At 40.7% G+C, this 16,304-nt stretch carries 14 protein-coding genes; 7 read left to right on the top strand and 7 right to left on the bottom strand.

The window, feature by feature from the left end:
* Nucleotides 1-19: 19 nt before the first annotated feature.
* Both FL972_RS08065 and FL972_RS08060 read left to right on the top strand, forming a co-directional pair.
* Nucleotides 20-907 (top strand): ABC transporter ATP-binding protein, encoded by an 888-nt coding sequence (locus FL972_RS08065; protein ID WP_144604621.1) that lies wholly within the window; start codon nt 20-22, stop codon nt 905-907.
* Between the two features lie 9 nt (nt 908-916).
* The gene (locus tag FL972_RS08060; protein WP_144604619.1) at nt 917-4,561 is read left to right on the top strand and encodes an ABC transporter permease/M1 family aminopeptidase; all 3,645 of its coding nucleotides are present in this window, start codon (nt 917-919) and stop codon (nt 4,559-4,561) included.
* Between the two features lie 30 nt (nt 4,562-4,591).
* Here FL972_RS08060 and FL972_RS08055 read toward each other — a convergent pair whose 3' ends face one another.
* Nucleotides 4,592-5,461, bottom strand: coding sequence for an AraC family transcriptional regulator (locus tag FL972_RS08055; RefSeq protein ID WP_144604617.1), 870 nt, complete (start codon nt 5,459-5,461; stop codon nt 4,592-4,594).
* 306 nt (nt 5,462-5,767) lie between these two features.
* On the opposite strand from FL972_RS08055, the gene FL972_RS08050 reads away from it, so the two are divergent.
* From FL972_RS08050 to FL972_RS08030, 5 genes are all read left to right on the top strand, one after another.
* Complete coding sequence (locus FL972_RS08050) at nt 5,768-6,658, top strand: dihydrodipicolinate synthase family protein (protein WP_144604615.1); 891 nt, start codon at nt 5,768-5,770, stop codon at nt 6,656-6,658.
* Between the two features lie 110 nt (nt 6,659-6,768).
* Nucleotides 6,769-8,214 (top strand): aldehyde dehydrogenase (NADP(+)), encoded by a 1,446-nt coding sequence (locus tag FL972_RS08045; protein ID WP_144604614.1) that lies wholly within the window; start codon nt 6,769-6,771, stop codon nt 8,212-8,214.
* Between the two features lie 167 nt (nt 8,215-8,381).
* A complete protein-coding gene (locus FL972_RS08040; protein WP_144604612.1) occupies nt 8,382-9,383 on the top strand; it encodes a 4-hydroxyproline epimerase in 1,002 nt (333 codons plus the stop codon).
* Nucleotides 9,384-9,458: 75 nt separating this feature from the next.
* Nucleotides 9,459-10,706, top strand: a complete 1,248-nt coding sequence (locus tag FL972_RS08035; RefSeq protein WP_144604610.1) for an NAD(P)/FAD-dependent oxidoreductase — start codon at nt 9,459-9,461, stop codon at nt 10,704-10,706.
* An 85-nt stretch (nt 10,707-10,791) separates the two neighbouring features.
* Nucleotides 10,792-11,178 carry a DoxX family protein gene (locus FL972_RS08030; protein ID WP_144604608.1) on the top strand — a complete coding sequence of 129 codons (387 nt, stop codon included), beginning with the start codon at nt 10,792-10,794 and terminating at the stop codon, nt 11,176-11,178.
* A gap of 49 nt (nt 11,179-11,227) precedes the next feature.
* On the opposite strand, the gene atpG is transcribed toward FL972_RS08030, so the two are convergent.
* From atpG to atpB, 6 genes are all read right to left on the bottom strand, one after another.
* Nucleotides 11,228-12,100, bottom strand: coding sequence for an ATP synthase F1 subunit gamma (gene atpG / locus FL972_RS08025; RefSeq protein WP_144604606.1), 873 nt, complete (start codon nt 12,098-12,100; stop codon nt 11,228-11,230).
* Nucleotides 12,101-12,159: 59 nt separating this feature from the next.
* Nucleotides 12,160-13,737, bottom strand: coding sequence for a F0F1 ATP synthase subunit alpha (gene atpA / locus FL972_RS08020; RefSeq protein ID WP_091652284.1), 1,578 nt, complete (start codon nt 13,735-13,737; stop codon nt 12,160-12,162).
* A gap of 26 nt (nt 13,738-13,763) precedes the next feature.
* On the bottom strand, nt 13,764-14,324 hold the full coding sequence (atpH, locus tag FL972_RS08015; RefSeq protein WP_144604605.1) for an ATP synthase F1 subunit delta: 561 nt from the start codon (nt 14,322-14,324) through the stop codon (nt 13,764-13,766).
* A 9-nt stretch (nt 14,325-14,333) separates the two neighbouring features.
* Entirely contained in the window at nt 14,334-14,828 is a 495-nt protein-coding gene (locus tag FL972_RS08010) for a F0F1 ATP synthase subunit B (RefSeq protein ID WP_144604603.1), read from the bottom strand.
* 81 nt (nt 14,829-14,909) lie between these two features.
* Entirely contained in the window at nt 14,910-15,167 is a 258-nt protein-coding gene (atpE, locus tag FL972_RS08005) for an ATP synthase F0 subunit C (RefSeq protein WP_026947636.1), read from the bottom strand.
* Between the two features lie 37 nt (nt 15,168-15,204).
* On the bottom strand, nt 15,205-16,233 hold the full coding sequence (gene atpB / locus FL972_RS08000) for a F0F1 ATP synthase subunit A (protein WP_144604601.1): 1,029 nt from the start codon (nt 16,231-16,233) through the stop codon (nt 15,205-15,207).
* Nucleotides 16,234-16,304: the final 71 nt, after the last annotated feature.

Here is a 16,304-nt window from a genome sequence, read left to right as displayed (position 1 = left end):
CTTAACCCTAACTCTTTTTATGGAACTCATTATTCAAAACCTCTCCAAAACTTACTCCAATGGAGTGAAAGCTCTCAATGATATCTCACTCACCATCCCACAGGGAATGTTTGGATTATTAGGTCCAAATGGAGCAGGAAAGTCAACCTTAATGCGTACGATAGCTACTCTTCAGGATGCTGATGAAGGAAGCATTTCTCTGGATGGGATTGATGTACTTCAGGATAAACAGTCAGTAAGGGAACGCTTGGGATATCTCCCTCAGGATTTCGGCTTATACCCTAGAATCAATGCTGAGACTATGCTGGATCATATTGCGCAGATGAAGGGAATAGGAAATAAATCTGAGCGAAAGGAGCTGGTAGCATCCCTTTTGAATAGGGTAAACTTATATAAGGATAGAAAGAAAGGCTTGGGAACTTACTCTGGAGGTATGAGACAGCGCTTTGGAATCGCACAAGCACTCGTCGGGAACCCGAGTCTGATCATAGTAGATGAACCAACAGCAGGTTTGGATCCATCTGAAAGAAACCGCTTTTACAATTTACTTTCCGAAATCGGAGAAAATACTATCGTAATTCTTTCTACTCACATAGTCGAAGATGTTAACACCCTTTGTTCCAATATGGCCATCATTTGCATGGGAGAATTGCTGATGCAGGGAAAACCAAAAGATGGCTTAGCAATGGTCCAAGGAAAAATTTATAAAAAATCCATTGATAAAAGTGAATTAGATCAATATCGCCAGGATTACCATGTGATCTCTACCAAGCTTATTGAAGGCAAATTAAGCTTGCGTGTGGAAAGTGAATCGGCTCCCGGAAATGGTTTTGAACCAAGTCAGGCAGATTTGGAAGATGTATACTTCAGCTTTATTTCGAAAAAAGTAGATCCTATCACTATTTAATCTTGCGCTATGTTTAAGGACATCTTTCTTTTCGAATTAAAGTACAGATTTACGAGACCGGCAACCTGGATTTATTTTCTTCTATTATTTGTAGTTGCCTTGATTTTAATTGGTACGGGGAACACTCCGGCTTCAGAAAAGGTATTTCATAATGCCCCAATTGTAATCGCCAACCTGCTATTATTGATCTCAATTTTTGGGATTTTAATTGCGTCAGCAGTAATGGGAGTGCCTCTTTACAGGGATTTGGAGCATAAGACAGCTACTTTTATGTTCAGTTACCCTATATCCAAATTCGGCTATTTCATGGGAAGATTTTGGGGTTCATTTGTGACCTTATTATTCATTTCCTCAGGAGCCTTATTGGGTGTTTATCTGGGCAGCCTTTTGGGTCCTGCATTCGGAACTGACGTTGAGCGATATGGCCCAAATTCCTTGGTGAATTATTTACAGCCTTGGCTTACCTTATTGGTTCCAAACCTTTGGTTGGCAGGATCTTTATTCTTTTCACTGATTATTTTCACACGAAATATCCGCTCCATTTATACCGGAGGAATAGTGATTTTTATCGCCTATCTGTTAGCAAATTTTCTGGCTCAGGATATTGAGAACAAAAACATTGTTCAGCTGATCGACCCTTTTGGTCTTAACTCCTTTGCATATGAAACTCGCTACTTAACTCCTTTTGAGCAAAACAGCTATTTTCTTCCTCTTGAAGGAAACCTACTGTTGAACAGGTTGCTTTGGATGGCGGTAGGCTTGGTGTTTTTCGTAGCCTCCTATTTTAGGTTTAGCTTCAATTATTTTTTTCAAACCTCTCAGAAAAAAAGCAAAGAGAAAGAAGTTCAGGAAAAAGGATTTATTCAGGGAAAAATCGAGTCAGTCTCAGACTTTTCCAAAGCTTATCAGTGGAGCAGTTTAAAAACCCTGACCAAAATCGAAATTCAAAATATTTCCAAAGATGTTTATTTCAAATCCATCTTATTGGGTGGATTGATTTTTCTGATACTGGATTTTTGGATTGGGATTACTCTTTACTCTGTGCCGAACCTTCCATCAACCAGCTTTTTGATGGAGTATAAAACTTTCGATTACAACCTCTTTGTGTTCATTATCATCGTGTTTTTCACAGGTGAAAGTTTACACAGAGATAAAGCCACAGGCTACTCTGTGATCAATGATACTTTCCCTGTGAAGGACACGGTAGTCATTGCCTCCAAGTTTTTGGGAATGGCATTCATTTGTTTGATTTTAACTACCATCCCAATTTTTGTGGGCATCATTGTTCAAACCCTTAAAGGGTATTTCAATTACGATTTAGGAGTCTATCTCACCGACTCTTACTTAATTGGGTTGCCGGATTATTTGCAAATGGTCATGTTGGTGTTTGCCGTTCATTTGGTTGTCAACAATAAGTTTGCAGGTCATGCAGCCGCTATTGGGATTTGGCTGGTTATGTTAATCCTGAGAACCTTTGCAGAATATAATTTCAATCTGTTTTTCTATAGCTATAAACCAGGGTATACCTGGAGCGACATGAATGGCTTGGGGCATTTTGGTGAATCTCTTTTCTGGTTCAATATATACTGGACTGCCTGGGGAATATTCTTGGTTTTATTCTTCAGCATTTTCTTCTCAAGAGGTACTGAAAACTCTTTCAAAAGCAGATGGAAAACAGCCAAATCCAGACTTTCTAGCCTGGCACCAAGAGCCTCTTTCGCATTTCTCCTTTTGGCAATTTTATCAGGAGCCTATATCTATCAAACTGTCGTTTATGAAAATGGCTATTTGACTCCTGAAGAGGGAACAAGAAGGCAAGTAGCTTATGAAAAGCAGCTAAAGAAATATGAAGGTATCCCTCAACCCAAATACACGAAAGTAACTATTCAAGCAGATCTTTATCCTTTGGAACGCGATGCATACTTTTCAGCAGAGGTGGAATTGGTCAATAAAACTGAAGCTCCAATAGACTCTATTCATTTCAACTCAACTTCTTTGGATGATTTCAAGGTAGTTTTGAATGGAGACACCTTAACTCATCGCTTTCCATTAGAATTCAAGCCGAGATTATTTCAGATTTTTGGCAGGAAACCCGAAAGAGAATGGTATAAAATTACTGCTTTGCCGGAGACTATGATGCCAGGTGATACTTTGAACTTAACCATTATCAGTAAGGCAACCAATCAGGGATTCCCTAATTCTGGCTATGGACGTGAACTGGTTTATAACGGAACTTTCTTCTCAGGGGGTATTCCGGAAATAGGCTATAATTCACAAGCGGAAATTTCTTCTGATGAAGACAGAAGGAAATATGAGCTCCCCGAAAAACCGGAAGATCTGCCACCACACGATGATCCTCAGGGCAGAAGAACTCTTCTTTTTGCGGATGATGCAGATTTCATTCAATTCGAAGCCGTAGTAAGTACCATCCCATCACAGATTGCTGTAGCTCCGGGTTATTTGCAAAAGGAGTGGGAACAAAACGGACGAAGATATTTCCATTATATTCAGGATACTCCCATTCAGGCCTTCTTTACTTTTGTTTCTGCAGAATATGAGGTATTGAAAGACGTTGCTGAATTACCGGATGGTCAGAAAGTAGATATTGAAATCTTTTACGATAAAAAGCATGATTACAATCTCGACCGTTTCCTTCAGGCTTACAAAGATGGGTTAACCTATTTTTCGGAGACTTATGGGAATTTCCAGTTTAGGCAAATGAGATTATTGGAATTTCCTCGCTACGCAGGATTTGCTCAGTCCTTCCCGAATACCGTTCCCTTTTCCGAAAGTTTTGGATGGGTTGCCGACTTCAAAAATCCCGATGACTTCGATTACGTGTATTACGTAACTGCACATGAGTTGGCTCATCAGTGGTGGGGGCATCAAATTACCCCCAACTATACCCGAGGTTCCAATTTGACCTCGGAGGCCTTGGCGGAATTTTCTGCACTTATTCTCACAGAAAGAAGATATGGGAAAGACAATATGAAGCGATTCCTCAAAGACGAACTAGACGACTATTTGCGAGGTCGATCAAATGAAAGTAAGAAGGAGAACGTCTTCATCAACTGTAACAGACCTTATCAATGGTACAACAAAGGTAGCTTGATTCTTTATGGCTTACGGGACCTGATAGGTGCGGAAGCAATGGATTCGGCTTTGTACAATTTCAATAAGGAGTTTGGTTTGAGGCAAAGCCCTCCTTTCCCGGGAAGTTCGGATTTATACAGACATCTTAAAGCAGTTACTCCTGATAGCATTCAATACTATCTAGACGATACCTGGAATAAGATCACCTTATATGATAATAGAGCAGAATCTGTGAGCACCAAAAAGTTGGGAGATAACGAATACGAAATCACTCTAAACATTCGCTCTCAAAAGCTTTATGCAGACGAAACAGGAAGAGAATCCAAAGCCGAATACGAGGCTGATTACATTGATATCGGGGTATTTGCAGCAGAGGATAAGGATGAAAATGGAAGAAACCGAGTTAATCCACTCTATATCCAAAAGCATAAAATCAAACCTGGAGCATCCACAATCACTATAAAGGTAAAAGGAGGAGTACCTGTGAAAGCAGGAATTGATCCTTACAACAAGTTGATTGATAGGATTCCGGATGATAATACAACTTCCATTACGATCTGATTTAAAAAGCCCTGAAAATTTCAGGGCTTTTTAGTTTCTTTTTCGCCTATAATAAGAAGGTGTCTCCCCTTGGATTTTTCTAAAAGCCCTATTGAAATAGGATAGATTTTCAAACCCTACCTGAAAGGCAATTTCAGCAATTCCCAGCTCCGTTTCTTCCAAAAGCTTCAATGCTTCATTTACTCTCAATTGATTGAGATATTGGGTAAATGTTTTTCTCGTTCTCAACTTGAAAAATCTACAAAAAGCTTCCTTACTCATCGATGCCACACTTGCTGCTTCCTCTAGCCTTATAGTCCGGTTTTTGTTTTCCAGCAAAAAACGTAAAATTAGATCCATCCTACTGCCATCTTTCTCTGATAAACCCCAATTTAATTCTGCATGATTCAAAGGCTTAAGATCATCTTTTTCCTGCTCCAGGACGGCTAATATTTCCATTCCCTTTTGAAATCTAAACAGTCCACGGCAGCTTTCAAATTCCGCTATCAATACAGTTAACCTTTCTCTACAAGCCCCAGATACATGAAAACAAGCTCCCCTAGTTTGGCTTAAGCTTCGCAGTCCCTGCAAATCTTCTACCTCCAAAATAGAATCCCCTAAAGCCTGAAAATCAAAAAACAGGGTATTCCCGGCAGACTTTAAATTCGAATCCGCTTCAAAATATTCTGGATCACTCCTAAATACATGTGGTACATTTTCTCCCAAAAAAAAGATATCTCCCGGCTCAAACCTTCCCACGAAATCCCCACTTAAAAACTGCCCTTTCCCTTCGAGAATTAAGGTCAATTGGAGCTGAGGATGTTGATGCAACTTGTCATAAAAATGATTTCCTCGATCTTGCTGAAACCGGATAAACTCCTTTTGGGATTTAGGTATCTGAAAGGAAATTACTTTTGACATTGAAATATTAATATCTGATTATCCGCAATCATGCCAGTTGCCTTATTTTCATTGCTTGACAGGTTGGAAGACCGAAGACCGAAGACCGAAGCTTCCGGATTCTGATCTTTTCAGCAGACAAGAAGCCGAATTTTTGTCAATATTGGTAAGAAAGCGGATATCCATAAATTAATATCAAATTATTCAATTGTGAATTAATAATCTTAAATATAATCAATATAGTATCAGTATAGATTAATCCTGTAAAAGTCTTTCCACTTGCTCTTAGCTACCTTTGATCCTACATAGATCAAATAATTACAGCTTATGAATTGGAAAGGCGTTTTCCCCGCAGTCACTACCAAGTTTCACAAAGATGGATCCTTGGATATGGATTTATTCTTCAAAAATCTGGATTACCAATTGGAATCCGGGGTGCATGGAATTATTCTGGGAGGAACTTTGGGAGAAAGTTCTGTTTTATCCCAAGAAGAAAAAATACAGCTGACAAAAGAAACTGTCCAATACATTGGGGGGAAAGTTCCAGTGATCCTGAATATTGCCGAAGGAGCCACCAGAGATGCCATAGCTTGGGCCAAAGAAGCAGAAAAGCTAGGAGCATCCGGCTTGATGATCCTACCTCCCATGCGATATGCAGCAGATGCCAGAGAGGTAGTCACCTATTTCAAGGCAGTGGCCAATTCTACCCGCTTGCCTATGATGATTTATAACAACCCGGTAGATTACAAGACTTTGGTAACGCTGGACATGTTTGAAGAATTGGCAGAATGCGAAAATATCCAGGCAATCAAAGAATCTACAAGAGATATCTCAAATGTCACCCGTATGCATAATCGTTTTGGGGACCGATTCAAAATTCTATGTGGGGTAGATACATTGGCAATGGAAGAGCTGCTGATGGGTGCAGTAGGCTGGGTTGCCGGTTTGGTTTGTGCTTTTCCAAAGGAAACGGTGGCTGTTTATAACTTGATTCAAGAGGGTAAAATAAAGGAAGCCAGAAAAATTTATCAATGGTTTTTACCTTTATTGGAACTGGACATTCATCCGAAACTAGTTCAGTATATTAAGCTAGCTGAACAGCATTGCGGGATAGGTTCTGAGCATGTGCGCGCACCTAGACTGCCTTTGATAGGAGAAGAAAGAGCAAGGATAGAAAAAATCATTTTAGACGGGATACAAAACCGTCCAAATCTATAACAAGAATTGCCTCGAAATTCGCGTTTCAAAAAAGGAAAAATAATTTACGAAATGAAGCAAATTTCAAGGTGTTTCCATGGTATTTATTTCAGATTTCATACTTTAAGCTCATGAACTTAGACCAGATTTTCAACTCCGCCCAAGAAGCCTTTTTGTTTTATAAGAATATCTCAGGAAAAGAAAAGGCTACTTTTTTAGATACTATTGCAGAAACACTTGAAGCCAATAGGGAGGAAATTGTACCCTTGGCCGTAGAGGAATCCAACTTACCTGAGGGTAGAATTAATGGTGAATTAGGAAGAACAGTTGGCCAAATTCGTCTTTTCGCTGGTTTGGTCAGAGAAGGCTCTTGGCTGGAAGCGACCGTGGATCCTGCAGACCCAAACAGACAGCCACTTCCCAAAGCTGATATCAGGAGAATGCTCAGCCCTTTAGGGCCGGTGGTAGTGTTCGGAGCTAGTAACTTCCCTTTAGCCTTCTCCACAGCGGGAGGGGATACTATATCTGCTCTGGCAGCAGGCTGTCCTGTTATTTACAAGGCCCATCCAGCACATCCAGAAACTTCCAAAAAAGTAGCAGATTGTATTCACCAAGCAATTCTGAAATCAAGCCTTCCTTCCGGGATTTTCAGCCATGTGGAAGGAGGGATAGACATCGGTCAGGAATTAGTCAAACATCCTTTGGCCAAGGCTGTAGGTTTTACAGGTTCTCATAAGGGAGGAAAGGCCTTGTTTGATCTAGCTAATCAAAGAGAGGAACCTATCCCTGTTTATGCAGAAATGGGCTCAGTGAATCCTATTTTTTGTTTTGAGGAAAAATTGGCAAATCAACTGGAACCTTTGGCAAAAGCTTTTGTAGGCTCCCTAACTTTGGGAGTTGGGCAATTTTGCACTAATCCCGGGTTAATATTCGTCCCAAAATCCCAGGCAAAAGCCTTTGAAAAGGCAATATCTGATGAATTAAATGATATCGCTTCAGCACCCATGCTTCATCCTGGAATCGCTCAAGCCTACTACGACTCTATACAATACTTACAATCCAGAGAGGAATTGAGATGGGTTAAAGTAGCCGATCCTCAACATCTGATCAATGGGAGTACTGCCTTAGCCGAGATCAAAGCTTCGGATTGGCTCAAAGATTTGGTTTTCCAAAAGGAGGTTTTTGGTGCATTCGCTATGATGGTGGTATATGAAAATCAGGATGAATTACTGGAAATTGCTAAACACCTCCATGGTCAATTAACCATTACTATTTGGGCTGAAAATCATGAATTACAAGATCAGTTATTCTTGTTGAATTTACTGGAAGAAAAGTGCGGAAGATTGTTGTTTAAAGGAGTTCCAACGGGAGTTGAGGTAGGATTTGCTATGCAACATGGAGGACCATACCCATCCACTACAGACGCTAGAGGCACCTCAGTTGGAGCTTATGCCATCAAACGATTTGCAAGACCAATTGCTTTCCAGGATATGCCACAGGAATTGCTTCCTGATGCATTGAAAGATGGAAATCCACTGGGAATCTGGAGAATGGTGAATGGGGAGTATAAAAAATAAGATACAATAGAAATACAGTGGAAATATGCCCAGCAAGCTGGGCGAAATACTTTTCAATTAGTATTTCTGAAACCTTGGTATGATATATTTCACCCGACGAAGGAGGGTATATTTCTATTTTATTTCCACCGTATTTCAATATAATTTTAAACCTTTTATTTCATTTAATGTCTCGTCACACATTCAGCTGTATCGATGCCCATACTTGTGGCAATCCTGTCCGGGTAGTTTCAGGTGGAATCCCTTTCCTTCATGGAAATTCCATGTTGGAAAAAAGACAATATTTTCTGGAAAATTACGACTGGATTCGCAGGGGACTGATGTTCGAACCAAGGGGCCATGATATGATGTCAGGCTCTATGCTTTTCCCTCCGCATAATCCCGAAAATGATTTGGCAGTGCTCTTTATCGAAACTTCCGGGTGCCTCCCCATGTGCGGGCACGGTACGATAGGAACGATCACCATTGCTATAGAAGAGGGGTTGATTTATCCCAAAACTCCAGGATTCTTGAGAATGGAAGCTCCTGCCGGTTTGGTCTTGGTCGAATATCAGCAGGAAGGCAAGAAAGTGAAGTCAGTCAAACTCACCAATGTCAAAAGTTATCTGGCAGCGGAAGATTTGGAAGTTGAAATTGAAGAACTGGGCAAATTGAAGGTGGATGTAGCTTATGGCGGGAATTTTTACTGCATCGTAGATCCGCAGGAAAATTTTCATGGCTTGGAGCATTATAAGGCCGAACAGTTGATCTCAATGGCCAGAAATCTCCGAAAAAAAATGAATGAACGCTATGAGTTTATACATCCCGAACACGAACAAATCCGAGGGCTTTCTCATGTTCTTTGGACCGGAAAAACCCTAGAAGAAAGCAGCACCGCAAGAAATGCGGTATTCTATGGAGATAAAGCTATTGACCGCTCTCCATGCGGTACAGGCACTTCAGCCAGAATGGCCCAGTGGTATGCGAAGGGTTGGTTGAAGCCTGGAGATGAATTTATTCATGAAAGCTTTATTGGGTCCAAGTTTATTGGCAGAATTGAAGAGGTTACCAGTATTGCTGGAAAACCAGCCATCGTACCCAGTATTGAAGGCTGGGCAAAAGTTTATGGATACAACACCATCATTTTAGATGATGATGATCCTTATGTACATGGATTCCAAGTTATTTAAGAGTCAAGATGCGAGAGCCAAGAAATTAGACTTTATGCGATCTTGCTTCTTGTTTCTAGCTTCTAGCTTCTAATTATGAAATCAACCATCATCATCGGCGGAGGAATTGTGGGACTCTTTTCCGCTTATTTTCTGCAAAAAGAGGGAGTTGAGGTAACGATTATTGATCGCACCGACCTTAAAGATAATTGCTCTACGGGCAATGCGGGAATGATTGTTCCGAGCCATATTATCCCATTGGCAGCACCGGGAATGATTACAAAGGGAATTTCATGGATGTTTTCCTCCAAGAGTCCATTTTATATCCATCCCAGGTTAGATTACAAACTCCTGCAATGGTGTTTGTTATTTTTCAAATCTGCCAATCAAAAACAGGTAGAAAAAGCTATCCCTTTTCTGAAAAACCTAAGCTTACTCAGTAAGGCGCTTTATCTGAATTTTAAAGATGAGCATCCTGAGGCACATTTGGCATTACAGGAAAAAGGCTTGATGATGATTTATCAAACCGAAGCCGTTGAAAAGGAAGAGGTTGAATTTGCACATCTTGCAAGAAAATACGGCTTAGAAGCTGAGGTATTGACACCATCAGACATTAGGAATGTAGAGTCAAACTTAGAAGTAATGGCCAAGGGAGCTGTTCTTTTTCCCGGAGATGCACATTTAGACCCTGGTGCTTTGTATAGCTTTTTGAAAATGTATTTGGAAGAAAAAGGAGTACAATTCTTGGCTAATACACAAGTTTTAGGCTTCGAAAAATCCGGTGGAAAAGTATCCCATGTTCTTACTGATAAGGGATCTATCCCTGCCGAGAAAATCCTTTTGTGCGGAGGATCCTGGTCCGGTGAGTTGGCTAAAATGTTGGGCTTCTCACTCCCCATGATGGGTGGAAAAGGGTATTCTTTTCTCCAAGAAAACAAACCTGAAATCAAACATGCAAGTATCCTCACTGAAATGAAGGTTGCAGTCAGTCCTTATGGACAGCAGATCAGGTTTGGGGGTACCATGGAAATTGCAGGAACAAATCAATCTATCAATATGAATAGAGTCAAAGGAATTTTTGAATCTATCAATCGTTATTACCCGGATTTTCAAGCTGAATTCCCCAAAGAAGAAAACATCTGGAAAGGATTGAGACCCTGCTCGCCGGATGGTTTGCCCTACATAGGTTTTGCCCCTGTTTATTCGAATGTATTGGTGGGAAGTGGACATTCAATGATGGGAATATCTTTGGCGCCTGCTACAGGAAAACTCTTAGCCGAACTGCATCAGCAAAAAGATAATTCAATAGAGATTGGGGGCTTCGAAGTTGGAAGATTTAACTAGCTAATCAAACCATAAAATCCACCAGTGGCCCATGCAATTTTTCAATTTTTTGTTAATTCACATTGAAAATTAATCTACCCAAAAAATGAAAGGAATTGAAAATCATTTAGTCTTATTAATCATCCGTCTCGGTGCAGGAGGCATGATGCTTACCCACGGAATCCCCAAAATAGAGAGAATCATGGCTGATGAAGTAAAGTTTGCAGATCCTTTCGGATTGGGTCCAACCTTCTCTTTGGCTTTGGCGATCTTCGCAGAAGTGATTTGTTCTGCATTGATTATCCTGGGTATCAAAGTTCGATTGGCAACAATCCCTCTGATGATTACGATGCTCACAGCAGCTTTTTACGCTCACTGGGATGATCCATTTGGAAGGAAAGAGCTTCCACTTTTATACTGCTTGGTATTTCTAGGTTTATTGGCATTTGGAGGAGGGAAATACTCCTTGGATACCATTTTCAAGAAAAAATAAAAAACCACAACCCTTACGAGTTGTGGTCTCAAAATTAGGTCTATTGTAATTACTTCCCACCTAAGGCATTGGCACCTGCAACGATCTCCAAGATCTCGTTGGTAATAGCCGCCTGACGGGTTCTGTTATACATCAATCTCAATTCCTTGAGCAATTCACCGGCATTTTCAGTTGCTTTATCCATAGCAGTCATTCTAGCACCATGCTCGGAAGCATTGCTTTCCAAGACTGCTTTGTAAAATTGAATCTTCAAAGATGTAGGAACCAATTCCTCAATAATATATGATCTGGATGGTTCTAAGATATAATCTGTTTCTGCTACTTTTTCCTCTCCGTTATCCTCTTTTGCCATTGGCAAAAACTGTTCGGTTCGGATAATCTGAGTAGCTACATTTTTGAATTCATTGTAAACCAATACTACTTGATCAAAGTCACCTGCAACATAACCGTTCATGGCAAACTCAGCGGCAGCTCTGACATTGTCAAAAGAAACATCAGTAAAAACCTGATAGAATTGGCTGATTACTGAAAACTCACGCTTTTTAAAATTCTCGTAAGCCTTTTTCCCCAAAGGTAAGATGGTGATTTCTTTGCCGGCAAATTGTCCTTTAATCGCAGCATTGGTTGCTTTGATTACATTGGAATTGAAAGCACCACACAAGCCTTTGTCCGAAGTCACAGGTACAATCAACACCTTATTTACTTCCCGCTTTTGAGCAAAAACAATATCTGCTGCTCCATCTTGTGAAGCAGAAACATTGTTGAGAATATTGGTCAACTTCTGAGAATAAGGACGCATCTGAACGATTTTGTCCTGAGCTCTTCTGAGTTTCGCAGCAGAAACCATTTTCATAGCTTTGGTAATCTGCTGAGTAGAAACTACTGAGGTGATTCGCTGCTTTACTTCCTTAAGGTTAGCCATCAGTGCTTAATTGTAATCGGATATAAAGTGCCGGAGGAATTCACCTCCGGCTAATTGATTTATTTTGCGTATTTCGGTGCTAATTCTGCAGCTGCTTTCTTTAGAATTTCACCAGCTCCGTCAATATCTCCTTTGAGGATCAACTGCAAAGCTTCCGGATAAGAAGTATCCAATAGAGTATAGAATTCCTTCTCAAATGCTCTAGCTTTCTCTACAGGTACTGAATCCATCAAACCTCTTGTAGAAGCATAAATGATGGCTACCTGATGAGCTACAGATACCGGAGAGTACTGAGGCTGCTTCAATATCTCTTGGTTTCTTCTACCTCTTTCGATAGTTCTCTTGGTAGTTGCATCCAAATCAGAACCGAATTTGGAGAATGCTTCCAATTCACGGAACTGTGCTTGATCCAATTTCAAAGTACCAGCTACTTTTTTCATGGACTTGATCTGTGCATTACCACCTACTCGGGATACAGAGATACCTACGTTAATTGCAGGTCTAATACCGGAGTTGAACAAGTTGGTCTCCAAGAAAATCTGACCGTCAGTAATGGAAATTACGTTAGTCGGGATGTAAGCAGAAACGTCACCAGCTTGTGTTTCGATAATTGGCAAGGCTGTCAAAGAACCTCCACCTTTTACCAAAGGCTTGATAGACTCAGGAAGATCGTTCATTTGCTGAGCAATTGTATCAGACTTATTGATCTTAGCTGCTCTTTCCAATAATCTGGAGTGCAAATAGAATACGTCACCTGGATATGCTTCACGTCCCGGAGGTCTTCTTAGCAATAGGGATACTTCACGGTATGCAACTGCCTGCTTAGACAAGTCATCATAAACAACCAATGCAGGTCTTCCGGTATCACGGAAGAACTCTCCAATCGCTGCACCAGTAAATGGAGCAAAGAATTGCATCGGAGCTGGGTCAGCAGCAGATGCAGAAACAATTACTGTATACGGAAGAGCTCCACCTTTTTCCAACGCTGCTACTACGTTTGCTACTGTAGAAGCTTTCTGACCGATAGCAACATAGATACAGAAAACAGGCTCTCCTTTATCGTAAAATTCTTTTTGGTTGATGATAGCATCAATAACTACGGCAGTCTTTCCAGTCTGACGGTCACCGATAACTAATTCACGCTGCCCTCTTCCTATTGGAATCATGGCATCGATAGATTTAATACCAGTTTGAAGAGGCTCAGTTACAGGCTGTCTGTAGATTACACCTGGTGCTTTACGCTCCAAAGGCATTTCATACAAATCTCCTGCGATTGGTCCTTTACCATCAATTGGGTTACCCAAGGTATCAACTACTCGGCCCAACATACCTTCACCAACTTGGATAGAGGCAATTTTCTTGGTACGCTTTACAGTATCGCCTTCTTTGATCTCTTTAGAGTCACCGAACAATACCGCACCTACGTTATCTTCTTCTAGGTTCAGTACCATTGCTTTCAGACCATTGTCGAATTCCAGCAATTCACCGGCCTGAGCCTTAGAAAGTCCATAGATACGAGCTACACCGTCCCCTACTTGAAGGACTGTACCCACTTCTTCGAGTTCGGCCTCTGTTCTGGCTCCGGAGAGTTGTTCTCTCAAGATTGCCGAAACTTCATCTGGTCTTACTTCTGCCATGATATAGATTGATTAATGCTTTTGGATTAGATTTTACTTTCGTAATGATTTTCGCTAAACTGATTTTTCAATACTCTCAGTTTACTGCTTAATGACTCATCCAATTGACGGTCATTCACTTTTAATACATATCCTCCGATCATCGCAGGATTGATTTTTTCAACTAGCTGTACTGAGTCCATTCCGGAGATTTCTTTAACAATGGCAATAAACTCTTTGCGCATTTTCTCATCAATCGGGAAGGTAGTAGTCAATTCAGCTACCTGAATAGATTTATGAACGTTGTATTGAATCTCAAATTCTTTAGCAACGTCTATCAGAATTTCTTCTCTGTTTTTTCTGGAAACAATTTCAAAGAAAGTCAGGGTCATTTCCTGAGCTCCTTTTGCAAAAAGTGCTTTCAAAACCTTCAATTTCTTTTCAGAATTGATGATTGGGTTTTTCAGCAATAAGCTCAGATCTCTATTACCATTGGCAATAGTAGTAAGCTTTTGGAAATCCTCATGAACTTCTTCCAACTGACCTTTTTCAAGGGCTAGTTCCAAAATGGACTTGGCATAGCGGGATGCTACTCTTTGGTTTGACATGGGAGGATCTTAGTTTAGCTTCAAATCTTTGATGAATTCGTCAACCAACTCTTTCTGAGCTTTCTCATCTGACAAATTCTTTCTCAATAATTTCTCTGTTACTTCAAGGGTCAAGACTGCTACTTGGGTTTTCACCTCAGCTAAAGCAGCTTTCTTCTCAGTTTCGATGACTGCTTTCGCATTTTCGATCATTTGAGCTCCTTGCTTGCTGGCCTCGGCCTTAGCGTCTTCAATCATTTTATTGGAAGCATCCTGAGCTTTTTTCAAGATGACATCTCTTTCCAATCTGGCTTCTGCCAATAGCTTCTCATTTTCAGCTTTGAGATTAGCCATTTCATTTCTGGCAGTCTCAGCTGCTTTCAATGCATTTTCAATGCTGCTCTCTCTTTCTTCCAAAGCTGCAAGCATAGGCTTCCAAGCAAATTTGATCAAGATAAAAAGCAAACCTAGGAAGCCTAAAAGCTGCCAGAAAATAAGACCGGAACCTGGGGTTATCAAATCCATGATGTATGATTTATTTCAGATTGTTCAATGAAACAGAAAGAAAAGGGAATGGCACAAAGCCAGACCCTTTTCAATTTTTGATTAGCTGATGCCCGCGATATTCAACGCGATCAACAAACAGATTACCGCTGCGAACAGGGAAACCACCTCGATCAAGGCTGCGATGATCAACATAGCACCTTGGATCTTACCAGCAGCTTCTGGCTGACGAGCAATAGATTCCATTGCCTGACCACCGATACGACCGATACCAAGTCCTGCGCCAATCGCAACAATACCAGCACCGATTCCAGCTCCCATTAGAGCATAACCAGCAGTCAATAAGATAGACATTAACATAATTGTAGATTTATAAATTGAACAAAGAAATTCCTAATTAATGATGATCGTCATGCGCGTGCTCAGCCACTGCACCACCTATGTACATCGCTGTAAATAGTGTAAATACATACGCCTGAATTGTAGCAACCAGCAATTCGATAATATTGATAAATGTGACCATCAAGGTACTTACTACCCCAATAGTGTAAGATTCAAAGATGAATGCCAAGGCAATAAAACCTAGGATTACAATGTGTCCAGCAGTGATTGCCACAAACAATCGGACCATCAATGCAAATGGCTTGGTGAACAAACCGATGATTTCTACAGGAACAATGATCAGCAACATGGGAATCGGAACTCCAGGGGTTGCAAAAACGTGCTTCCAGTAATCCTTATTTCCATTCACATTGGTGATGATGAAGGTCAAAACCGCCAAGGTGCAAGTCACAGCAATATTACCAGTTAGGTTAGCAGCACCAGGAAGAAGTCCCAGAAGGTTACCAAACCAGATGAATAAGAAAAGTGTGATTAAGTAAGGAACAAATTTTTTGTATTTAGGACCAATCGAATTTTTTGCAATCTCATCTCTCACAAAAATCACGATAGGCTCAATCAATGCAGCCGCACCTTTAGGGGCTACAGCGCCATTTTTCTTGTAGTGTCCAGCTGCAGAAAGAGCAATCCAAGCCAAAATAAACATGACGATAAACATCATGACCACATTTTTCGTAATGGATAACTCAACGAAGCTAGCTTCATCTACTCTACCCAAATGATCATGCTCGTCAATATAATATCCTTCGTGAGCATATTCTTTTCCAAACTCATGGGTTTCGTGATTTTGGAAATTGGAGGACATAAAAACCTCCAACCCTCTGTCACCGGAATAAACAATTACCGGTAAAGGCAGGGTCACATGCGTGTGACCAAAGGTCGCAAAATGCCACTCATGCGAGTCTTTCACGTGATGCATGATGAAGCTCGTCTTGTCTTCCTCTGATCCGGCTGCGAAAGTGGGGTTAGAAAATCCCAGCAAAAATGCTGATAATAAAATACTTAGGGCCAGTAGTTTGCGCGTCATCAACTCTTTAATTTGAGGGCTACTTTGAAATCGGGCGCAAGTTAGATAGAAAGGCGTAGATATCAAAAACT

The sequence above is a fragment of the Algoriphagus algorifonticola genome, from assembly GCF_007655305.1.
GTDB lineage: Bacteria > Bacteroidota > Bacteroidia > Cytophagales > Cyclobacteriaceae > Algoriphagus > Algoriphagus algorifonticola.
This window is presented reverse-complemented; position numbering and strand designations above follow the sequence as displayed.

What these genes read in the sequence shown, in the direction of transcription:
- atpG (WP_144604606.1), bottom strand. Translation starts at nt 12,100, where the DNA reads ATGGCTAACCTTAAGGAAGTAAAGCAGCGAATCACCTCAGTAGTTTCT.
- atpA (WP_091652284.1), bottom strand. Translation starts at nt 13,737, where the DNA reads ATGGCAGAAGTAAGACCAGATGAAGTTTCGGCAATCTTGAGAGAACAA.
- FL972_RS08060 (WP_144604619.1), top strand. Translation starts at nt 917, where the DNA reads ATGTTTAAGGACATCTTTCTTTTCGAATTAAAGTACAGATTTACGAGA.
- FL972_RS08030 (WP_144604608.1), top strand. Translation starts at nt 10,792, where the DNA reads ATGAAAGGAATTGAAAATCATTTAGTCTTATTAATCATCCGTCTCGGT.
- FL972_RS08055 (WP_144604617.1), bottom strand. Translation starts at nt 5,461, where the DNA reads ATGTCAAAAGTAATTTCCTTTCAGATACCTAAATCCCAAAAGGAGTTT.
- FL972_RS08050 (WP_144604615.1), top strand. Translation starts at nt 5,768, where the DNA reads ATGAATTGGAAAGGCGTTTTCCCCGCAGTCACTACCAAGTTTCACAAA.
- FL972_RS08035 (WP_144604610.1), top strand. Translation starts at nt 9,459, where the DNA reads ATGAAATCAACCATCATCATCGGCGGAGGAATTGTGGGACTCTTTTCC.
- FL972_RS08040 (WP_144604612.1), top strand. Translation starts at nt 8,382, where the DNA reads ATGTCTCGTCACACATTCAGCTGTATCGATGCCCATACTTGTGGCAAT.
- FL972_RS08010 (WP_144604603.1), bottom strand. Translation starts at nt 14,828, where the DNA reads ATGGATTTGATAACCCCAGGTTCCGGTCTTATTTTCTGGCAGCTTTTA.
- atpB (WP_144604601.1), bottom strand. Translation starts at nt 16,233, where the DNA reads ATGACGCGCAAACTACTGGCCCTAAGTATTTTATTATCAGCATTTTTG.
- FL972_RS08065 (WP_144604621.1), top strand. Translation starts at nt 20, where the DNA reads ATGGAACTCATTATTCAAAACCTCTCCAAAACTTACTCCAATGGAGTG.
- atpH (WP_144604605.1), bottom strand. Translation starts at nt 14,324, where the DNA reads ATGTCAAACCAAAGAGTAGCATCCCGCTATGCCAAGTCCATTTTGGAA.
- FL972_RS08045 (WP_144604614.1), top strand. Translation starts at nt 6,769, where the DNA reads ATGAACTTAGACCAGATTTTCAACTCCGCCCAAGAAGCCTTTTTGTTT.
- atpE (WP_026947636.1), bottom strand. Translation starts at nt 15,167, where the DNA reads ATGTTAATGTCTATCTTATTGACTGCTGGTTATGCTCTAATGGGAGCT.